Source organism: Winogradskyella aurantia (assembly GCF_002266855.1).
Taxonomy (GTDB): Bacteria; Bacteroidota; Bacteroidia; order Flavobacteriales; family Flavobacteriaceae; genus Winogradskyella; species Winogradskyella aurantia.
This window is the reverse complement of sequence record NZ_NGJN01000003.1, coordinates 221,781-242,727: the sequence shown is the minus strand read 5'-3', so window position 1 is coordinate 242,727 and position 20,947 is coordinate 221,781. Positions and strand designations below refer to the sequence as shown.

Sequence of the window (20,947 nt, the reverse complement as noted above, 5' to 3'; positions counted from 1 at the left end):
ATAAATGTGCTGTATGAATAGCGCAATTGTCTTTTTTTTAAATGTTGTTGTTCAGCAGGTATTTTTTTATTATTTGTAGACTACTGGTATAATCTCGCCTTTAGCTAATCTATAGCGATTGACATCCTCAGGTTCTAATTTTGATGTGTAGTCTACTTCCTCAACCTTAAAACCAACAGCACGCAGTTTGTCAAAATAGTCAAGACCATAAATGCGAACATGGTCATATTGTCCAAATATTTTAGCACGTTCTTGTCGATCTGTAATGCTGTTATCCTCAAAGGTTTTTTCTCGGTTTAAATCTTGTGGAATTTGAAAAATACCAAAACCTCCGGGTTTCATTACACGGTATAATTCCTTCATGGCTTTTGTGTCGTCTGGGATATGCTCAAGAACGTGATTACAAAGAATGATATCATAGCTATCATTTTCAAAGGGCAAATCGCAGATATCTGCTTTTATATCAGCAATTGGAGAATTTAAGTCAGTAGTTGTGTAATTTAAGTTGTCAAGTTTTCTAAATCGCTTCAAGAAACATTGCTCTGGGGCAAAGTGAAGCACTTTGCTCTTTGTCTTAAAAAAAGTGGTTTCGTTCTTAAGGTAAAGCCAAAGGAGTCTATGTCGCTCAAGGGATAGTGTTGAAGGTGATAGCACATTATTACGCTGGTCACCATAACCATAAGGCAAGAAGCTTTTAAAACCTTTTCCATCTATGGGGTCTATATACGTACTTCCCTTGAGAGAAACTTCCAATAGGGGTCTGATGATGTAGCTTAACCTAATGAGTAGAGGCCGTGGCACTGAATTTAGGACAAACTTAAAGACTGATTTCAAAGCAAGGATTTATAATCTTCCCTTACAGGACTAAATATATCAAGAATTTTACACGCTGTAATGGATTTTCCCGAATGCTCAACATTGGAAGGAATTACAAGTATGGAACCGGGCTTATGAATCTTTGTCTTGCCATCAATCGTCATCTCAAATTCCCCTTCTAATATTTGTGAAACTTGTTCGTGAAAATGACTGTGCATTGGGAGTTCCGAGTTGGCTTCAACTTCCCAAAACGTAATGGTCATCGTCTCGGTATGTACAAATCGCGCTTTGTAACCTTTGACTATCTCAATAGGTTCTATAGCCATAATACGCTTATCCACAATCATAGAACTAAGGTTTTTTGACGGAACTCATCTTCTTCATTTGAGACTATTCCTAGGGCTTCATGGACATAACCAAAGGTTGATAAGATTTCGGGCTTACCATCAATTAGGGCAATATCATGCTCAAAGTGCACACTTGGTTTGCCATCTTGCGTCACAATAGTCCAACCATCCTTCAACTGTTTTACCTTATGAGTACCCATATTAATCATTGGCTCTATGGCAACTACCATGCCCTCAATGAATTTTTTGCCTCGCCCACGCCGACCATAATTTGGCATTTCTGGATCTTCATGCATTTTTCTGCCTATGCCGTGGCCAACCAACTCTCTTACAACACCAAAACCATTAGATTCGCAGTATTGTTGTATAGCATAACCAACGTCACCAACCCTGTTGCCAATTTTAAATTGACTAATCCCAACGTAAAGTGATTCTTTAGTGACTTTTATAAGATGTTTTGTAGCATCATCAACTTCGCCAATTTCAAAGGTATAGGCGTGATCCCCATAGAAACCATTCATTAGGGCACCACAATCTACCGAGACTATATCACCGCTTTTTAAAGGCGTGTCTGTAGGTAAACCATGAACTACAGCTTCATTGACACTACATAATAATGTAGAAGGACAATCGTATAGGCCCTTAAAACCTGGTAGCGCACCGTGGTCTCTTATAAATTCCTCAGCAAGCTCATCTAAATGATTCGTTGTTACCCCTTCCTTTATTTCCTTTGCCAACATGCCTAAAGTTTTAGAAACCACTAATGCACTTTGGCGCATTAATTCAATTTCCTCTTTGGTTTTTGCGATAATCATAAAGCCTAATTTAAGTTGCAAAGATAGCTAATTAAACCAATTTCAAAATTTAACAAAAACATGATAAAAGACAGTTTTTTTATATCTTTTGTACCCTAAGTTTGTATCCTTAAATAAAATTAGATGTACAAATCAGTTAGTGCCGAAGAGGCCTTAAAAATCGTAAAATCAAACGATAAAATCTATATACAGGCTGCAGCAGCCGTACCTTCAGTTTTAATTCAAGCACTCACCAATCGCCATGAGGAATTGCGCAATGTTGAAATCTGTCAGTTACATACCGAAGGTGATGCCCCATATGCTAATCCTGACTATGCTGAAAGCTTCCATGTAAATTCCTTTTTTATAGGGCGAAATGTTAGACATACGCTAAAGGCAGGAAATGGCTCATACACCCCTGTTTTTTTAAGTGAAGTACCCTTATTGTTTAAGCGAAATATAGTTGACGTAAAGGTAGCTTTGATACATGTTTCAGTACCGGATGTGCATGGATATTGCTCTTTAGGCGTGTCTGTTGAGGCGACCCTAGCCGCTATTGATAATGCGGACCATGTCATAGCTCAGGTCAATAAGCAAATGCCTAGAACATTTGGTGATGGTATAATTCATATCTCGGAAATAGATGCTTTTGTTGAGGTCGATGAGCCCCTACCTGCATTCTCCATTTCTGAACCAACTTCAATTGAGACAAAAATTGGAGACTATGTCGCAGAATTAATTGAGGATAGGAGTACCCTACAAATGGGAATTGGTAATATTCCTAATGCTGTATTGTCCAGACTTCATAATCATAAGGATTTAGGCTTGCATACTGAAATGTTTTCAGATGGTGTCATAGACTTAATCTTAAAAGATGTTATCAATGGTAACTACAAGGGTATAAATCCAGGTAGAGCTTTGGCAACCTTTTTAATGGGGTCTCAACGTTTATACGATTATGTCGATGACAATCCTTTTGTAGAAATGCGCACATCGGATTATGTTAACGACGTCTCCATTATTAAACAAAATCCAAAAATGGTGGCTATTAACTCTGCCATTGAAGTTGATGTTACAGGGCAGGTATGTGCGGATTCCATTGGATCAAAAATGTACTCAGGAGTTGGTGGACAAATGGATTTTATAAGAGGAGCATCTTTAAGTGAAGGTGGTAAGGCCATTATCGCATTACCATCTGCAACTAAGCACGGTCTGAGTAGAATTGTACCAGCCCTCAAGCCTGGTGCAGGTGTGGTTACAACGAGAGCGCATATTCACTATGTTGTCACCGAATATGGCGTTGCCAATTTATATGGAAAAACCATTAAGCAACGTGTTAAGGCATTGGTCGAAATCGCTCATCCCGACCATCGGGAAAGTATTGATAAGTCCTATTTTGGAATGATGTAAATTACTTAAACCAACTAAATAAGCCACCCTTGCGTTTGGCGCTTTTCATATCTGGTATTTCATTGGTAATCATTTGGTAGATCTCCCCCCATCCGAGGGCTCCCCCAATATTACGATCATCTATAAAGAGATCAGCGTGTATTTTACGACTTCTGCTGTGATCGAATTTTTCTTCTGGAAAGCTCGCGTTTACAGCATAAAACTCAATACCGTTTTCTTTACAAAAGTCAACGGCTTCTTGAAGTTTTGTACCATTTCTATAGGTCCATAGAATAAGTCTGTGACCGTCTTGTTGAAGACGTTTCAAAGTTTCAAATGCGAAAATCCGTGTTTTACCTATTTTGGGGTAAGCATCTTCTACAACAGTGCCATCAAAGTCTACGGCTATAGTCAGTCTATCATGAAAATTCATGTTGCTTAATCAATTAAGGGGCAAAGTTACAACAAATAAAGAGGTTTATAAAAGACTTTTTTGGGTCATTACTTTGGGTTGAGGTATTCCCATGAGATCGAGAATTGTGGGTGCAACATCTCCTAAAATACCATCCTTAATGTGTTTCAATTCTTTATCGATTAAAATAATTGGAACCGGATTGGTAGTATGAGCAGTATTTGGAGTTCCATCGGGATTTATCATGGTTTCACAATTGCCGTGGTCTGCTATTAATATGGTCGTATAGTCATTTTCCAAAGCTGAGTTGACCACATCTTTTACACACTCATCAACTGCTTCGCAAGCTTTAATTGCAGCCTTCATATCGCCAGTGTGTCCCACCATATCGCCGTTTGCAAAATTTAAACAAACAAAATCAACCTCTCCTTTTTCAAGTTCAGGTATTAAGGCATCACGTATTTCATATGCGCTCATTTCTGGTTTTAAGTCATAGGTTGCTACCTTTGGAGAGTTTTTTAAAATTCGTTTTTCACCCTCAAACGTTGCTTCGCGACCTCCTGAAAAGAAAAAGGTAACATGTGGATATTTTTCAGTCTCTGCGATTCGAATTTGTTTCTTGTGATGTTTTTCTAGAATTTCTCCTAGAGTTTCATTAAGGTTTTCCTTGTTAAAGATGACGTCAATACCTTTGAAGTTGTCGTCGTAATTTGTCATGGTAACATAATACAAGTTCAATTTATGCATATTATATTCATGGAAATCTTCTTGTGAAAGTGCTTGTGTAAGCTGACGGCCTCTATCGGTTCTAAAATTGAAGAAAAGGACCACATCACCATCTTCGATTTTAGCTACCGGATTATTTTTATCATCTACGACTACCAACGGTTTAATAAACTCATCGGTAACATTATTGTCATAACTGTCTTGTATGGATTTCAAAATATTTGAAGTCTTTTGGCCTTCACCATAAACAAGGGCATCGTAAGCTAATTTTACACGTTCCCAACGCTTATCCCTATCCATTGCATAATAGCGCCCAATGACTGTAGCAAGTTTTCCTGTAGTTTTATTAAGATGCTCTTGTAACTCTGAGATAAAGCCATAACCAGACTTGGGGTCTACATCCCTACCGTCTGTAAAAGCGTGAACAAATACATCTTTTAGACCAAAAGATTGAGCAGCATCTAGTAAGCCAAATAAATGTTTGATATGGGAGTGCACACCACCATCACTAACCAGTCCAAGTAGGTGAACCTTTTTATTATTGGTTTTGGCATAATTAAAAGCCTTTTTTAAAACAGGTTCGTTAGCAAGGGATTTATCCTTAACAGCCAAGTTTATTTTTACTAAATCTTGATATACAATTCTACCAGCTCCCAAGTTCATATGACCGACCTCACTGTTTCCCATCTGTCCTTCGGGCAGTCCCACGTTAAGTCCGTCCGTTCTTAAACTTGCATTTGGGTATTTAAGATATAATGAATCTATAAATGGTGTATTTGCATTATCTATGGCCGAGACTTTGGGATCTGGAGATTTACCCCAACCATCCAAAATCATTAATATTACCTTCTTGTTCATTGTATTTCTTTATTCTACTCAAAGATAAGATTTCATGATCTATATCAAGTTTGTTAATGGAAAAAACTTGGAGAATTACATTTCTCTTATGAATGAGTAATGGTTAGGTTAAGAGAGAAGTTCCTTTTCGGTAAGCCTTAACATATTTGTTTTCAAATCGTTAATATTATGTTATTTAATTTTTTTGGATGTAACAAATAGAAATTAATAGCGTCTCTTTAGTGTAATCAAAAAACAAAATAAATTAAATTAAAATCTTTCATCATGAAAAAAACAGCAGTAATTTTAGCCTTAGCATTGGGCTTTTCAATCGGTAATTTAAATGCTACAAATCATAATTTTAATCTGTCAAAGGATGCGATAATGGTTGCGCCAGTTGAGGTTTCTCCAATCTGTAAAGCTGCGGCTACTGGAGACCTTGATGAAGTAAAGCGTTTAATAAATAATGGTGTGGATGTCAATAAAAAATCAAACGGAATGATGCCAATCCACTACGCCGCTAAATTCAATAGGGTAGAAATAATCAAGGTGTTGATAACTGCAGGTTCTGATATACATAAGCCGAGTGATAATGGTTATTCGGCCTTAACATATGCCGAACGTTTCAACGCTAAGGATGCGGCACAATTTTTGAAGCGTTTTAAACAGTAGTTTGTCTAGTTAAGGACAATTATTTGAGTTAGTTAGTTGGAAAATGCGTTCTAGTTTTAGGACGCATTTTTGTATTTGTTTATGGCCTCTTTTATTTTTTCTATGCGATTTTCTGGGTCTGGATGAGTACTCTGGAATTCAGGAATTTGATTAGGACCTGCTGCAGCCTTTAAAATCTTCATAACACCAATTAATTCGTGGGGGTTGTAACCAGCATTAATCATAAAAAGTACGCCAAGTTCATCACTTTCCAATTCATCACCTCGTCCATTTTGGAGCAGTTGGCCTTGGCCTATTTGCTGGGCAACATCTCCCATATCAATGGCAGAGCTTCCCATAGCTATAACTTTCCAAAAATTGGCATCTGTAATTCTCTCATTAGAATGTTTGCCTAGTACATGGCCAATTTCATGGCCAAGTACCCCTGCCAATTGATCTTCATTCTCTAACTTTGAGAATAGAGCATAGGTTATAAAAATTTGACCGCCAGGCAATGCAAAGGCATTAATGGTGCGTTCATCTGCCAACAAATGGAATTCATATTTGTAAGGTGTTTCTTTTGCTATGCTATTATTTACGAGTTTTTGACCAACATTATCCACTAAGGCTTGGTAACGGTTGTCAGGATGCAAGCCTCCATGTTGTTGTGCCATTCCTGGGGCACTTTGCAAACCAATTGCAATTTCCTGTTCTGGGGATAAGGATATGGCTTGCGTTTTTCCCGTGTAAGGATTGACTTCCTCTTGACTGCACTTTCTTAAATACGCAAAAGCGACCACCGCAATAAAGATGAAAATCCTGAATTTAAAGCCTCGTCTTCTCATTTGGATTGAATTTTAAATTTACTTTACAAAAGTTTGACATACATAATTAGAATTGGTCATTTGCTATGTTGATTTTCTTAAACTTTTATTACTTCAAAAAACTTAAATCTGCGTTATCATCAAGTTCATAGGGTGCTTTTTCGAATTCAAAAATACGCGCTTTTAGACCTCCCTCAAGCCTTATGCTGTTGCCCTTCACCTTTATCCAGCTGCCTTCTCTAAGTCCAATGACAGGCTGTGTGTTATAAGTGAGAAATTCTTTAATTCTCGTTTCCCTTGTTTCGCCCATATGTGTATTACCCGGAATTGGATCTAGGTAATGTGGATTAATATTAAAGGGTACTACGCCTAAGGTTTTAAAACTAGGGGGGTATATTATAGGCATATCGTTAGTAGTATTCATGGTAAGCCCACAGATATTGCTACCGGCACTTGTGCCGAGATAGGGTATCCCACTATTAATAGCTTCCTTTAATGGGGTCAAAACCTTTGATTTATACAACTGATTGACGAGTACAAACGTATTGCCGCCACCTACAAAAATACCTGTAGATTTTTTAATGGCTTCAATAGGGTTCTTAAATTGGTGAATGCCTTTAACAGATTTATGTATTTGACTAAAGGCTTTTTCAACATTGCTCGTATAATCATCATAAGATATTCCACCCGGCCTAGCATAGGGCACAAATAAAATATCATTTGTATTGCTGAAATGCAGTTTTAATTCTTCGAAGAGATATTCCAATGGTTTTTCGCCATGAACTGTTGATGTGCTTGCAATGATTAGAGATTTCAATAATTTGGTATTTAGGTTGGACTTAATTCAAGATAATCCGTGTTTTAGAACTACAATTTAGTATTTAACAAAGATTTACCAGCGGATTTTTATGAGATTTAAAGAATAAGTGCGAAATTTAGTAATCTTAAATAAGTTTAATGAAACCATTTTTAACTCTATTACTTGTATTTTCTACTTTTTATGGCATCGCACAAGATGTAGATAGAATAACCATTAACGGAAAGATTATTGTATCAACAGAAGACAAAGAAGGCGTAGCGGTCTATAATTCGTCGTCCAACAAAGGAACCATAACTGATGAGGCTGGTTATTTTACCATTAACGTTGCACTAAATGATGTTATAGAGTTTAGTGCATTGCAGTTCAAAGATTTTAGTGTTAAAATAAATGAGGAGGTTCTTAAATCAAAACGGCTTACGGTTATTCTCGTAGAGGAAATCAATAAACTTGATGAGGTGGTTTTATTACCTTTTGATTTAACGGGTAATTTAAATTCCGACCTAGACAACGTGAGAACCTATAATGTAAGTTTAGATTATGTTTATTTTGGGTTAGATCATATCACTGATTTTGAGTTTTCTGCAGATTATAAAACCAAAGTAGATAATGTGGCTTTCGATGAATATAACCCAAGAGTCGAGAATATGCTTAACTTGGTTAATCTAACAGGCTTTTTATTGAAACAAGTTGCCGATATTGATATAAATACCAGAAAAGATAAATTGGATAAAAGCTTAAAAAAGTCTCCATTCAGAAGCACCCTCGAAAAGTATAGCTATAACTACATTCATGCTAATTTTAACATTCCTCTTGATGAGGTAGAGGCTTTTATTGATTTTATGGAAGAAGAAGGAATTGACAGCTCGTTATTAGAGAAAGATAAGGAATTGCAGCTTTTAGAACGAATATCTGAATTGAGCACCACCTTTCTAAATAGGACCAGTGGTAACGACTAAACATTGTACTTTCTTGTTTTTTATATGGCTTACCATAATTGGGTTTGCACAACGCAAAGATTTAAAAGGTCAACTTTTGGCTAATGATGATATAGAAGGTATTCACATTTTAAATAAAACGGCTTCAAAGTACACTATTTCAGAGGAGGATGGCAGCTTTATTATTTCAGCACAACCACGAGATACCTTATTCATTTCAGGTCTTAAGTATGAGGTTGTAGATGTAGTTATTACTGAGGAAATGATGCTAAAGGGAACACTTTCAGTGCAATTGACAGAAAAAATAAATCAACTTGATCAAGTAATCATAGGTAAATTATTAACAGGTAGTTTAGAGTCAGATCTTCAAAATTCAGACAACAAAACCGACATCAATTTTTACGACCTCGGAATTCCAGGAAGTACAAAGCTCCCTATGACTCAGAACGAGCGGAAATTACACGATGCAGATGCAGGTCCAGTTGCGGCAATTATGGGTGGGCCATTTGGCGGCGGAGTTGGATTGAATTTCCATAAAATTCTCAATTCCATTAGTGGCCGAACTAAAAAGTTAAAAACCATTGTAGAACTTGATACTAAGGATAAGTGCATTAATAGACTTCGACGCGAGTACGAAGGTATTATTTTCGAAAATAATACCTTAACCCATAATCTTAGAAATGAATACTTTTTGTTTGCCCAAGAGGATCAGGATTTCCTAGCCATATGCAGCAGAAAGAATGACATCGAGGCCATTGATTTTTTAAAAAGCAAGCTCAAGGATTATTATACCATTAAAGCGTCTACAAAAGAGTAAATAGAAGTAATATTTTAAAGAGTAGCCATCAAAAATTTTAAGATGAAAGCAATACAAATAGCCCTAATAACCCTAATAGTTCCATTAATAACCGCTACAAATGACTTACATGAATATTATGTCAGTGTCACAACTATTGAATATGTAGAGGATGAACAGTCGGTTCAAATTATAAGCCAGATTTTTATAGATGATTTTGAAAAAGTACTCCAACAGCGTTACGATGACGGTATAATTTTAACTACTAAGGACGAACCCGAAATTGTGGAAACTTATATGAATCGTTATTTGTCTGAAAAACTTATTTTCAACATTAATGGTAATGATGTCAAGTTCAATTTTTTGGGTAGATCGTATAAGGATGATATTGTTTACTGTTACCTTGAAATTGAAAACGTATCTAAATTAAAATTTATCACCGTCACCAATAGAATCCTCTTCGATGTTTTTGATAGTCAGCAAAATATATTGAGAGTCAAAGCCTACGGCAAGAACAAGAGTTTTCTTCTTGTACCAGACAATGATAAATGCATGTTAAACTTTGATTAAAATACGAGAGAGGCTCCTATTATTCTCTTATTTTAGGCATCATTTTTTAATAAAAATTTATACATGAAAACTTTACAATATCTTTTGTACAGCCTGCTTTTTGTTTCCATTAGTGCTTATGCCCAGAATGAAATTAAGCCAGAGCGCAAACCAGGCCACACAAATCAAAACAAATTCAAACAATTGTACGATGAGTTTGCCACTCCTAATATGTTTAGAACAGGTTCTGGAGCACCTGGTCCAGGCTATTATCAACAACAGGCAGACTATAAAATGGATATTGAAATTGATGACGAAAATGCCAGATTGTATGGTGATGAAACCATAACATATACCAATAACTCGCCAGATGTCTTAACCTATCTTTGGGTGCAGTTAGACCAGAATATGCGTGCTAGAGACAGTAAAACACCTTTAATTAATAGCACTGATATCGGTCCAGCTACTTCTGCCTCAAGAGCTGTAGGGTCTTATCTCAAAGAACGTTTCGATGGCGGTTTTAATATTGAATATGTAAAGGATGTGAATAATCAGGATTTACCATTTATCATTAACCGCACTATGATGCGTGTTGAATTACCAAAGCCACTAAAAACAGGAGATAAATTTTCTTTCAAAATAAAGTGGTGGTACAATATCAACGATCACGTGCGGGATGGCGGACGTTCTGGATATGAATATTTTGAGGAAAATGACAACAGGATTTACGTTATGGCTCAATTTTATCCGAGAATGGCGGTCTATAATGATGTAGAAGGTTGGCAAAACTCCCAATTTTGGGGCCGTGATGAGTTCGCCCTTCCGTTTGGTAACTTTGATGTCAATATAACTGTTCCAGCAGACCATATATTAGACGGTACAGGATATTTAACCAATAGGGAAGAGGTTTTCACCAAAGAAATGATGAAACGTTACAATAAGGCTAAAAAATCTTATGATAAACCTGTGATGATTATAACAGAGGAAGAGGCTAGAAAAACTGAAAAAACAAAGAGTAAGGATAAGAAAACATGGAAATTATCAGCACAAATGGTGCGTGATTTTGGCTTTGCTACCTCGCGTAAGTTTTTATGGGATATGATGGCTGTAAAACTGGATTCAAAAGAAGTAATGGCCGTGTCATTATATTCAAAAGAAGGAAATCCGTTATGGGAACAATGGTCAACACGAGTAGTGGCAAGTACTTTAAAATCGTACTCGCGTATGACATTTGACTACCCATACCACAAAGCTATTTCTGTACACGCTCCAATGGGTATGGAATACCCTATGATATGCTATAACTTTGGTCGTCCCAATCCTGATGGTACATATTCGGACAGAACAAAATTTGGTATGATGGGTGTTATCATCCATGAAGTGGGACATAATTGGTTTCCAATGATAATTAATAGTGATGAGCGCCAGTGGACATGGATGGACGAAGGATTAAATACCTTCGTGCAATATGTTGCCGAGCAAGATTTTGGAGAGTGGAATCCAAGCGCACTATCCGAAGGACAAACAAAATATCCTTCACGACGAGGGCCAGCGAAAAATATTGTTAGGTATATGGGCGGTGATCAAGATTTTATTGCACCAATCATGACCAAAGGATTAAATACATATCAATTTGGTAGTAATGCCTACTCAAAACCTGCAACTGGCCTCAATATTCTTAGAGAAACCATAATGGGTCGTGAATTATTTGACTATGCCTTTAAGGAATATGCTAATCGTTGGAAATTCAAGCACCCAACTCCTGAAGACTTTTTTAGAACTATGGAGGATGCTTCGGCCGTTGATTTAGATTGGTTCTGGAGAGGCTGGTTCTACACTACGGATTACACGGATATTGGAGTGAAGGAAGTAAAGAAGTATGTTGTAACTAGTAAACCAAATGAAAACGGTAAACGCTTGGCAGAACGTTACAAGCGTTTTGGTATAGACCCAAATAGTATGGTCTATTTTGTGGCAGAAGGCGAAGAAGGTTATGAGGACGCCATTAAACAACCTGAAAACCTTGAAGACTTGCCTTCGGTGAAGGAGTATATTATGGATAATTTTTCTCCAGAACAACAAAAGGATTTTAAGAAGACACCAAAGTATTTTTATCAAGTGACTTTCGATAAGCCAGGAGGCCTCGTGATGCCCCTGATTGTAGAGTATGCATATGCAGATGGAACTAGAGAAAAGATTACCTATCCTGCTCAGATTTGGCGCTTAAATGACAAAGAAGTTAGTAGAGCGATAGCTAGTGATAAGGAAATAGTTGGAATTACCGTAGACCCGGATTTAGAAACTGCAGATGTAGATACCTCTAATAATTCCTGGCCTAGAGAAGTGCAAGAAAGTGAGTTTGACAAATTCAAAAATAGTATGAAAAATTAGACGAGTAGACTATAAAATTTAGCCGACTTTTTGAAGTCGGCTTTTTTTATCAACCAAGTCGCTCTATATTTGTAACGTGATACAGCTAGTAACAATATTATTTATAGGAGGTACCGAAGTACTGTTTGTGCTATTTATTGTGGTACTGGTTTTTGGTGCAGATAAAATTCCAGACATAGCAAGAGGTCTTGGCAAAGGTATGCGCGTATTAAGGGATGCCACCAACGATATAAAACATGAAGTTACCAAAAGCGCTCATGAAAATAATATTGATTCTGACGAGGTGACTAAAGAAATACAAGATGAAATAAATAAGGTCAAAGACGACCTTGAAGACTTCACGGGTTCCTTAAAACGTAAACTATAATTCTTTTTTTCTGCTTAGCGTAAGACCATCGCGAATAGGGAGCATAACCGTTTCCAGACGCTTGTCCGTGCTTAGTAGTGTGTTGAAATCCAATAAAGCCTTTGTTGAAAGGTCTTTTTCTTCAAGGGGCTCAATTACTTTTCCATGCCAAAGAACATTATCACTTAAAAGAACGCCACCTTGTTTTAATTTATCTATAACTAGATGAAAGTAATGGCAATAATTAGGTTTGTCGGCGTCAATAAAAATAAGGTCGAAGCCCTTATTCAAAGTGGGTATAATATCAATGGCATTACCGACGTGTTGGGTGATTTTAGAGCCATAACCCGACAGGTTAAAGTACTTGCGCTGAAAATCCACTAACTCTTCATTTATGTCTACGGTATCGATTGTACCGTCCTTCTGAAGCCCTTCTGCCAAACATAGTGTGGAATAACCAGTAAATGTACCGAGCTCTAGAATAGTTTTTGGCCTTACTATTTTAGAAATCATACTCAAAACCCGACCTTGATAGGGTCCGCTGAGCATAATAGGTTGTAAAACCTTTTGATAAGTCTCTCTGGTTAATTGTTGAAGTAGTTTAGGCTCTGCTTCAGAATGTGAAACAATGTAATTATCAAGTTGCTCTGGCAAGAAGTGCATTAGCTGAGTATTCTTTTCACAAGTTTGGACTTGGCATCTTCATCATCCCCACAAAGCCACTGAAGAATATTATCTTCCCAAATGGCATCTTTTTCAGCCTCGGTGATAATATCCCGTTCAACGGCTAGATCTAAAATCTTTCCAGGATAGGACGATTGCACCGCACTTTCCATTTCTCCTAAAGGGTAAGGGTCATCTAGGCCCATTATGACCTGAGATGAGGTCTGATTTTTTATGAGCAGTTCCAAGGAGCCGGTATCGTGCACTAAGGTGTCAAAAAATATGTTTTTATGACCCACAGCCTTTCGTGGATGTTTCATGCCTTCAAATAAATCGGGCCTCCCATCAAATCCTTGGATGCGTCGACCTAGATTGATTTGTGCTAATTGACCGCCATGCGCAAAACAAACACGCATATTGGGGTATTTTTCATAATAACCAAGAAGTGTAAGAAAATGATATGCATCGGCACATTGCGCTAGCATCCATATCAAATGAAATCGCCAGGATGTATTTTGTAGTTTTATAAATTTTTCGCCGTCATAGGGATGAATCTCCACAGCTAAATTATATTTATTAGCCAGTTCAAAAATCGGCTCATTTTCTTCATCAAAAATACATCTCCAAGTACCTATGGTGTCCATATAGTGGGTGGGTAGGCACAACAAGCGCATACCTAGTTCTTCAACACATCGTTCAATTTCCCAACAGGCTCCTCTAACAAAGCCAGGATGCACAACAAATCCACAGGTAAACTTACTTGGATTTTCGCGTTGAATTTTGGCATTAAAATCATTTTGAAATCGTAAGGCCTGCTTCATTTCTTCGAGTCGGAGTCCATTGCCGTAGAGTTGTGATAAATTAAGGACTACGGCATGGTCAATCTTAAAATGAGCCATCCATTCTAACTTTTCTTCAAGAAAAAAACTAGAATCTGTAATGGGTCTATTCCAGTCTTTTTGAAGCATAAATTTTCTGTCCTTATCCACCCAAAATATGCCCTTTTCAACCATAAATTGAGGGATGTCCTCAGGATAAGGAAGGAGGTGGGAGTGACCATTAATTCTAAGTTTACGTTTGCCCATTGTCATCATCCTGAAATAGTTTCAGGCTCTTTTTAAATTAGTCTGCTTTCACTTTTTGAGGTGGTTGCATTACTTCACCACAATTTGGACACCTGCGTTTACTTTTGTCACCATAATATTTATCAAAAATAGCTGGCATATCCGTTTCTATATTCTCTAAAGTAAAGTCCTCTTCATATAATTTGGTGGTACAATTTTCGCAAAACCAAAGTAGTGCATCCTTAACTCCTTTTTCTCTAGGATATTCTATAACTAATCCTACAGTATTAGCTCCGCGCTGTGGGGAATGAGGAACTTTTGGAGGCAATAGAAAAATGTCACCTTCTTTAATATGAATGTCCTTAGGTTCACCATTTTCTATGACTTTTAAAACAATATCACCTTCTATCTGGTAAAAAAATTCTGGTGTTTCATTATAGTGGTAATCTTTACGGCTATTTGGTCCGCCAACAACCATGACTATAAAATCGCCGTCCTTCCAAACCACTTTATTCCCCACAGGCGGTTTTAATAAGTGACGATTTTCTTCAATCCAAGCTTTAAAGTTTATTGGAGGATGTAATTTAGGCATAACACTGATTTTTAGTATTGATCATTACTATAAAGTTACAAAGATTTTGTTCGTCCACCATCAACAGGTAAATTAATTCCATTTATATAGCTGGCTTTTGCACTTGCCAAAAATGTTATAGCGTCTGCTAATTCTTGGGCCTTCCCAAAACGTTTAGCGGGCACATAACCTTTCATAATCTCAGCCATTTCTGCCTGAGTTGTACCCTCGCGCTCAGCTTTAATTTTTATGATTTGATCTAACCTAGCAGTATCAGTGAATCCAGGCAGCACATTGTTCACGGTAATTCCAAAAGACGCTAATTCGCCAGCCAGGGTCTTGGCCCAATTAGCCACAGCATTTCTTATGGTATTACTTACCCCGAGGCCAGGAATAGGTTCCTTAACTGAAGTAGAAATGATATTGATAATACGACCAAAACCCTCAGATTTCATGTAATCCAATGAATGTTGTACCAGTATTTGATTGCAAATTACATGCATGTTAAACGCATTTCTGAATTCCTCAGGTGCAGCGGATTGAATCAATCCACTTTTTGGCCCACCCGTGTTATTAACAAGGATGTGAAAATTGCCCTTATGACCGAGCTGTTTTTTAAGATTATCCGGGTTGCTAAAGTCAGCTACTATATAACCGTGTTTCCTATCTTTGGGCAGTTCAGTTAAAACCTCTTTTAATTTATCTTCATTGCGAGCAATTAGCGTTATGTTCACACCTTCTTTTGCCAAAGCAAAAGCTGTGGCTTTCCCAATGCCCTGAGTGCTTCCGCCTACCAAGGCATTTTTATTATTGAGTTCTAAGTCCATAATATGTACTGCTTAACAGATATCTGTTTTATATCATTCTTAATCTCATTTAGAATGACGTTAATTAATATTCTGATGTTATAGATGCTGAAACAAGTTCAGTATAATCCATTACTTTAATATTTAATACACACGTTTTTAGCTTCCGTAAAAAAACGTAAAGCTTCAAAACCGCCTTCTCGACCAACACCAGAATCTTTTACACCTCCAAAAGGGGTTCTTAAATCGCGTAGCATCCAAGTGTTCACCCAAACAATTCCGGCCTGTAATTTATTGCTCATATGCATGGTGCGTTTTAAATCGTTTGTCCAAAGCGTCGCTGAGAGGCCGTATTTAACTTTGTTTGCCATTTGTAATACATCATTCTCAGTATTAAAGGGCATGACGGTGACCACAGGACCAAAAATTTCTTCTTGGTTTACGCGACAGTCATCAGTTGGAACTTCAAGAACTGTAGGTTCTAAGTAATAGCCATGCTCAAAACCTTTTACAATTACTTCATTTCCACCGCATAACACAGTTGCGTTTTCATCTTTGGCAATTTGTATATAGTCTTTGACTTTGTTAAGATGCTGTTGCGATACTAAAGCACCAATATTGGTGTCTGTATCAGAGGGATGTCCAACTTTAAGGCCTTTTACCTTGGCTACAAAATCGGTTTTGAATTTGTCGTATATAGAAGCTTCTACAAAAATTCGACTTCCGCACAGGCAAATCTGCCCTTGATTTGCAAAAGACGAGCGAACCGTAGTTTGGAGCATATCTTCATAATCACAATCTGCGAAAATGATATTGGGGTTTTTACCCCCTAGTTCTAAGGATAGTTTTTTAAACATAGGAGCGGCAACTTTTGCAATATGTGCTCCTGTTGCCGTGCCCCCTGTAAAACTAATGGCTTTGATGTCTGGATGCTCGATAATGGCTTGACCTGTTGTGGAGCCCAGGCCATGAACAATATTTAAGACCCCTTTTGGTAGGCCAGCTTCATTACAAATTTCTCCTAATAAATATGCTGTCATTGGTGTGACTTCACTGGGTTTTGCTACTACACAATTCCCCGCTGCAATGGCTGGTGCTATTTTCCATGTAAATAGGTAGAGTGGAAGGTTCCAAGGAGAAATACAGCCCACAACACCAATAGGTTGCCTCAAAGTGTAGTTAATAGCATCTTGTCCAACAGATTCATGACTCTCACTTGTAAATTGTGTTATGGCATTGCCGAAAAACCGAAAATTACTAGCTGCTCTTGGAATGTCAACAGATTTAGCTAAAGAAACCGGTTTACCGTTGTCTTTACTTTCTGCTTCGGCAAAACGCTCTAGATTGGCCTCTAGTAGCTCAGAGATTTTTATTAGAATTCTGCTACGTTCCTCAAAGGTAGTTTGAGACCAACTTGGAAATGTTGATTTTGCAGCGATATAGGCGTTTTCAACATCTTCCTTTGATGAATTGGGTATTTGTCCATAAACTGTACCATCGGATGGATTGTAGTTGTCTATCCAATTATCTTCAATTGGATTGTGGAAATTACCGTTTATGTAGTTTGTAATTTTCAAATTAGGATTTTTTATACGCCATAACCTTAATTTCAATTACTAAATCTGGATGTGGTAATTGGTGAACAGCAACCGTTGTGCGTGTTGGTCCCGTTTCTTTGTCGAAGAACTCTGCATAGGCTTTATTGTAATCCGCAAAGTCATTCATGTTGACTAAAAATGAGGTGACATCAACGACATCTTTGAGTGTTGCACCAAGTTTTGATAAGTTTTTCTCTATGTTTTTTAAGACTTCTTTGGTTTGGGTATATGCATTGAGTTTTTTTGTACCCATGTTATCTATAATATCAACCCCTGCAATGCTATTATCTGGTCTTCGTGAGCTAGTGCCTGAGACAAAAATGAAATCACCTACTTGTTTAACATGTGGATAAGCTCCTCTTGGTGTAACTATTTTATCATTCATATGAGTTAGTGTAATCCTGCAATTTTATCGTCTTCTAAAATTGCTTTGGTTTCGGTTTTTACTTTGACTAAAATATCCTTAATGTTATCATCTGCAGAAATAACTCCATCCGATAGCATATTCAATATGGCTTTATCTTGTGCTCGTCCTCTTAGCATGGCTTCGCGATAACCAATATGCTCATTGAAGGTGACTAAACTATATTTTGAGGCATAGTCTTCTGGAAATTCTTTCTCAAGAGCCATTTCAATTTTTCGTTTTTCTTGAAAAATAGCCTGACCTACATGGTCTTTCATTTCATGGAAATTATCTATGGCAAGGTCAGCGATGGCATCTGTATCTTTTTTACGACGCTTTTCGTATTCAGTAAAAATAGTTTCCCAATCACCTTCATGTGTATCTAAAACGGCATCAAATTCTACGACATCTTCAAAAGAGGCATTCATGCCTTGACCATAAAAAGGTACAATAGCGTGTGCCGAATCCCCCATTAACAAGGTATTACCTTTATAATGCCAGGGTGAACATTTTACGGTACCTAGGGGTGCTGTGGGGTTTTCGAAGAAATCCTCTACCAAATTTGGCATTAGTTCCAGAGCATCAGGAAATTCTTTCTGAAAGAATTCGATGACGATTTCAGGTGTCGTCAGATTATTAAAATTGTATTCGCCCTCATCATAACTTAAAAACAAGGTTACGGTAAAACTACCATCTAAATTTGGTAGGGCTATGACCATGAAGTCACCTCGTGGCCAAATGTGAAGTGCATTTTTATAAGTCTTATAACCACCGTTTTTTTCTGGTAATATAGATAACTCCTTGTAGCCGTGGGTAAGCCACTCTTGAGAAAAACTAAACAGAAACTTACGTTCCAGAAAATAGCTTTGTCGTAAGGCAGATCCTGCGCCATCAGTGGCTATAATGCAATCGGCATCCTCAATAAATTCAGTACTGTCTAAAGTGTCTATAAAATAGGCTGTTGTCTTTTCAAAATTAACGGACTTACATTTTTTATTGAAATGAATGGTGACATTGTTGTGTTTCTCTGCTTCGTCCAAGAGTAAGGCATTAAGTCCTCCTCTAGAAATGGAATTGATATATTCGTGCGCCCGACCACTGTAATTGGATAAAACCGTTTTACCATCTCTGTCGTGAAGCATTCTACCGTTCATAGGTATACACAGCGGCCTTACTTTATCTTCTAGACCCACGAGTTTTATACCTTTATTGCCACGGTCAGAGAAAGCTAGATTAATAGAGCGACCAGCAGAAATATCAGTCTTTCTTAAATCGGGCCGCATTTCATAGACAGTTACATTGTAGCCGCGCTGGGCCAATCGCAGAGCTAAAAGGCTGCCACATAATCCTGCACCTATGATAAGTATATTTTGTTGTTTATTGAGCATTTAGAATAATTTTTAACCGTTCTACCATAGTATAAACATCTTTAAAGGAATTGTACAGAGGTACAGGAGCACATCTAATGACGTCTGGTTCGCGCCAATCACTTATTATTCCAGCTTCTGTAAGTTTTTGATGCAGATTTTTATTAGCATTTTTAACCTGTATGGATAATTGACAACCACGTTCACCTGGTTGGGAAGGTGTAATGATTTTTATATTGTCGTTTTTGAGTTCGTTCAGAAGAAATTCAAAGTAACCCGTTAATTTTCGAGATTTAGTAATGAGATTATCCATCCCAGCCTCACCAAACATATCTAAGGAGGCTTTTATGGCAGCCATGGAAAGAATCGGAGGATTGCTCAATTGCCAACCTTCGGCACCGGGTAGTAAATCAAAATCATCTCGCATCTTAAAACGGGTTTCTTTATTATGGCTCCACCAACCCGTAAAGCGATTCAGTTTGTTGTCATACGCATGGCGTTCATGAACAAAAACACCACTTAGACTTCCAGGCCCGGAATTAAGGTATTTGTAGGTACACCAAATAGCAAAATCAGCACCGGATTGATGTAAATTAAGCTTAACATTTCCCGCACCATGTGCACAATCAAAACCAACGATACAGCCATGGTCATGGCCTAATGTTGTTATGCGGTTAAGGTCAAAAAACTGACCTGTATAGTAGTTAACACCACCTATCATTACCAAAGCTATTTCATGCCCATGGTTTTTTATGATGTTTTCTAAATCCTCATAGCGCGCTAATTCTTCACCAACCCTAGAATGCCATAATAAAAGACCTTCCTTATCATCATATCCATGATGTCTCAACTGGGATTCCACCGCATATTTATCAGAGGGAAAAGCATCTGCTTCAATCAGAATCTTATAACGGGTTTTGGTCGGTTTATAAAATGACACCATCATAAGGTGTAAATTAGTGGTTAAGGTATTCATCACCACCACTTCAATAGGTTTTGCTCCAACAATCTGGGCCATATTATCTGTAAGCAGCTCATGGTAGGATAACCAAGGGTTTGTACCGTGCACGTGTCCTTCAACCCCGAGTTCAGCCCAGTCCTTTAGTTCTTGGTCTATATAAGATTGGGTTGATTTTGGTTGTAGACCTAAAGAATTTCCACAGAAATAAATGGTGTCTGTTCCGTCGCTGTGCTTTGGTATATGAAATTTTGACCTGTAATGCGATAAGGGGTCTTCTCGATCTTGTAGCACAGCAAAATCTAAACCTGTTTTGTAAGTAATCAATTCCAATCGATTTATAAGATGTGAAACAAAAATAACGATTTAAAATGAGGGTTTAAAGGCTTTGTTTTGACAAAAAAGTCCACTATAAATTCGTATATTTAAGAAAAAAGAATCAATAATGGGAAAACAAAAAGAGTATTCCAATGGTGAGGCTACCATTACTTGGGAGCCGGAAAAGTGTATACATTCCGCTATTTGTGTCAATGGTTTACCGGAGGTTTTTCAACCTAAGGAAAAACCTTGGATTAAGATTGACGCAGCGTCTACCAGCGCCTTGGTAAAACAAGTTAAACAATGTCCAAGTGGCGCATTGGGCTATTATATGAATAACGAAAAAGATAAAACTGCTGAGTCTATGGAAACAAAAGTTGAGGTTTTGGAGAATGGACCTTTATTAGTGTATGGCACTTTAAAAGTAACCCACCGAGACGGAACGGAAGAAACTAAGAGTAAAACCACGGCTTTTTGCCGTTGTGGTGCCTCGCACAACAAACCTTATTGTGACGGTGCTCACGTTAAGGAAGCTTTTAAAGGATAAGGATGTTCAGTGTTTAGTA

23 protein-coding genes are annotated in these 20,947 nt (G+C 37.5%); 8 read left to right on the top strand and 15 right to left on the bottom strand.

From position 1 onward, the window contains the following. Positions 1-69 precede the first annotated feature (69 nt). The 3 genes from CA834_RS06940 to map are packed head-to-tail and all read right to left on the bottom strand — an operon-like array spanning position 70 to position 1,978. On the bottom strand, positions 70-834 hold the full coding sequence (locus tag CA834_RS06940; protein WP_094967961.1) for a class I SAM-dependent methyltransferase: 765 nt from the start codon (positions 832-834) through the stop codon (positions 70-72). After that, on the bottom strand, positions 831-1,163 hold the full coding sequence (locus CA834_RS06935; RefSeq protein ID WP_094967960.1) for a cupin domain-containing protein: 333 nt from the start codon (positions 1,161-1,163) through the stop codon (positions 831-833). Before CA834_RS06935 ends, CA834_RS06940 begins: the two co-directional genes overlap by 4 nt. Further along, positions 1,160-1,978 carry a type I methionyl aminopeptidase gene (gene map / locus CA834_RS06930; protein WP_094967959.1) on the bottom strand — a complete coding sequence of 273 codons (819 nt, stop codon included), beginning with the start codon at positions 1,976-1,978 and terminating at the stop codon, positions 1,160-1,162. The genes CA834_RS06935 and map overlap by 4 nt, the downstream gene beginning before the upstream one ends. A gap of 123 nt (positions 1,979-2,101) precedes the next feature. Between map and CA834_RS06925 the strand changes: the two genes are divergently transcribed. After that, positions 2,102-3,367 carry an acetyl-CoA hydrolase/transferase family protein gene (locus CA834_RS06925; RefSeq protein WP_094967958.1) on the top strand — a complete coding sequence of 422 codons (1,266 nt, stop codon included), beginning with the start codon at positions 2,102-2,104 and terminating at the stop codon, positions 3,365-3,367. Between the two features lies 1 nt (position 3,368). On the opposite strand, the gene CA834_RS06920 is transcribed toward CA834_RS06925, so the two are convergent. Both CA834_RS06920 and gpmI read right to left on the bottom strand, forming a co-directional pair. Continuing rightward, on the bottom strand, positions 3,369-3,779 hold the full coding sequence (locus CA834_RS06920) for a BT0820 family HAD-type phosphatase (protein WP_094967957.1): 411 nt from the start codon (positions 3,777-3,779) through the stop codon (positions 3,369-3,371). A 45-nt stretch (positions 3,780-3,824) separates the two neighbouring features. After that, positions 3,825-5,342 (bottom strand): 2,3-bisphosphoglycerate-independent phosphoglycerate mutase, encoded by a 1,518-nt coding sequence (gene gpmI / locus CA834_RS06915; protein ID WP_094967956.1) that lies wholly within the window; start codon positions 5,340-5,342, stop codon positions 3,825-3,827. A 264-nt stretch (positions 5,343-5,606) separates the two neighbouring features. Between gpmI and CA834_RS06910 the strand changes: the two genes are divergently transcribed. Further along, on the top strand, positions 5,607-5,993 hold the full coding sequence (locus tag CA834_RS06910) for an ankyrin repeat domain-containing protein (RefSeq protein WP_094967955.1): 387 nt from the start codon (positions 5,607-5,609) through the stop codon (positions 5,991-5,993). Between the two features lie 56 nt (positions 5,994-6,049). Here the strand turns inward: CA834_RS06910 and CA834_RS06905 are convergent, their stop codons facing one another. Next, positions 6,050-6,817, bottom strand: coding sequence for a M48 family metalloprotease (locus CA834_RS06905; RefSeq protein WP_094967954.1), 768 nt, complete (start codon positions 6,815-6,817; stop codon positions 6,050-6,052). A gap of 88 nt (positions 6,818-6,905) precedes the next feature. Further along, positions 6,906-7,613, bottom strand: a complete 708-nt coding sequence (pepE, locus tag CA834_RS06900; protein WP_094967953.1) for a dipeptidase PepE — start codon at positions 7,611-7,613, stop codon at positions 6,906-6,908. 140 nt (positions 7,614-7,753) lie between these two features. Between pepE and CA834_RS06895 the strand changes: the two genes are divergently transcribed. The 5 genes from CA834_RS06895 (at position 7,754) to CA834_RS06875 (ending at position 12,654) form a co-directional block, all read left to right on the top strand. Continuing rightward, positions 7,754-8,572 (top strand): carboxypeptidase-like regulatory domain-containing protein, encoded by an 819-nt coding sequence (locus CA834_RS06895; RefSeq protein ID WP_094967952.1) that lies wholly within the window; start codon positions 7,754-7,756, stop codon positions 8,570-8,572. Then, complete coding sequence (locus CA834_RS06890) at positions 8,559-9,368, top strand: hypothetical protein (RefSeq protein WP_133085465.1); 810 nt, start codon at positions 8,559-8,561, stop codon at positions 9,366-9,368. Before CA834_RS06895 ends, CA834_RS06890 begins: the two co-directional genes overlap by 14 nt. A 42-nt stretch (positions 9,369-9,410) precedes the next feature. Beyond that, positions 9,411-9,917, top strand: a complete 507-nt coding sequence (locus CA834_RS06885; protein WP_094967950.1) for a DUF6702 family protein — start codon at positions 9,411-9,413, stop codon at positions 9,915-9,917. 63 nt (positions 9,918-9,980) lie between these two features. Continuing rightward, positions 9,981-12,287, top strand: a complete 2,307-nt coding sequence (locus tag CA834_RS06880; protein ID WP_094967949.1) for a M1 family metallopeptidase — start codon at positions 9,981-9,983, stop codon at positions 12,285-12,287. Positions 12,288-12,363: 76 nt separating this feature from the next. After that, entirely contained in the window at positions 12,364-12,654 is a 291-nt protein-coding gene (locus tag CA834_RS06875; protein WP_094967948.1) for a Sec-independent protein translocase subunit TatA/TatB, read from the top strand. Here CA834_RS06875 and CA834_RS06870 read toward each other — a convergent pair. The 8 genes from CA834_RS06870 to kynU all read right to left on the bottom strand — a co-directional run bounded on the left by CA834_RS06870 (position 12,649) and on the right by kynU (position 20,390). Continuing rightward, positions 12,649-13,296 carry an O-methyltransferase gene (locus CA834_RS06870; protein ID WP_094967947.1) on the bottom strand — a complete coding sequence of 216 codons (648 nt, stop codon included), beginning with the start codon at positions 13,294-13,296 and terminating at the stop codon, positions 12,649-12,651. The genes CA834_RS06875 and CA834_RS06870 overlap by 6 nt on opposite strands. Further along, on the bottom strand, positions 13,296-14,381 hold the full coding sequence (locus tag CA834_RS06865) for an amidohydrolase family protein (RefSeq protein WP_094967946.1): 1,086 nt from the start codon (positions 14,379-14,381) through the stop codon (positions 13,296-13,298). Before CA834_RS06865 ends, CA834_RS06870 begins: the two co-directional genes overlap by 1 nt. A 37-nt stretch (positions 14,382-14,418) precedes the next feature. Continuing rightward, a complete protein-coding gene (locus CA834_RS06860) occupies positions 14,419-14,952 on the bottom strand; it encodes a 3-hydroxyanthranilate 3,4-dioxygenase (protein ID WP_094967945.1) in 534 nt (177 codons plus the stop codon). A 35-nt stretch (positions 14,953-14,987) separates the two neighbouring features. Then, on the bottom strand, positions 14,988-15,758 hold the full coding sequence (locus tag CA834_RS06855; RefSeq protein ID WP_094967944.1) for an SDR family oxidoreductase: 771 nt from the start codon (positions 15,756-15,758) through the stop codon (positions 14,988-14,990). A gap of 116 nt (positions 15,759-15,874) precedes the next feature. After that, positions 15,875-17,314, bottom strand: a complete 1,440-nt coding sequence (locus CA834_RS06850; protein ID WP_094968162.1) for an aldehyde dehydrogenase — start codon at positions 17,312-17,314, stop codon at positions 15,875-15,877. A 1-nt stretch (position 17,315) separates the two neighbouring features. Continuing rightward, the gene (locus CA834_RS06845; protein WP_094967943.1) at positions 17,316-17,720 is read right to left on the bottom strand and encodes a RidA family protein; all 405 of its coding nucleotides are present in this window, start codon (positions 17,718-17,720) and stop codon (positions 17,316-17,318) included. 5 nt (positions 17,721-17,725) lie between these two features. Beyond that, positions 17,726-19,126 carry an FAD-dependent oxidoreductase gene (locus tag CA834_RS06840; RefSeq protein ID WP_094967942.1) on the bottom strand — a complete coding sequence of 467 codons (1,401 nt, stop codon included), beginning with the start codon at positions 19,124-19,126 and terminating at the stop codon, positions 17,726-17,728. Further along, positions 19,116-20,390: a kynureninase gene (gene kynU / locus CA834_RS06835; protein WP_094968161.1), complete on the bottom strand. Its 1,275-nt coding sequence runs from the start codon at positions 20,388-20,390 to the stop codon at positions 19,116-19,118. Before kynU ends, CA834_RS06840 begins: the two co-directional genes overlap by 11 nt. A gap of 118 nt (positions 20,391-20,508) precedes the next feature. Here kynU and CA834_RS06830 point away from each other — a divergent pair, with 118 nt between their 5' ends. Then, on the top strand, positions 20,509-20,928 hold the full coding sequence (locus CA834_RS06830; protein WP_094967941.1) for a (4Fe-4S)-binding protein: 420 nt from the start codon (positions 20,509-20,511) through the stop codon (positions 20,926-20,928). The last annotated feature ends 19 nt before the right edge of the window (positions 20,929-20,947 follow it).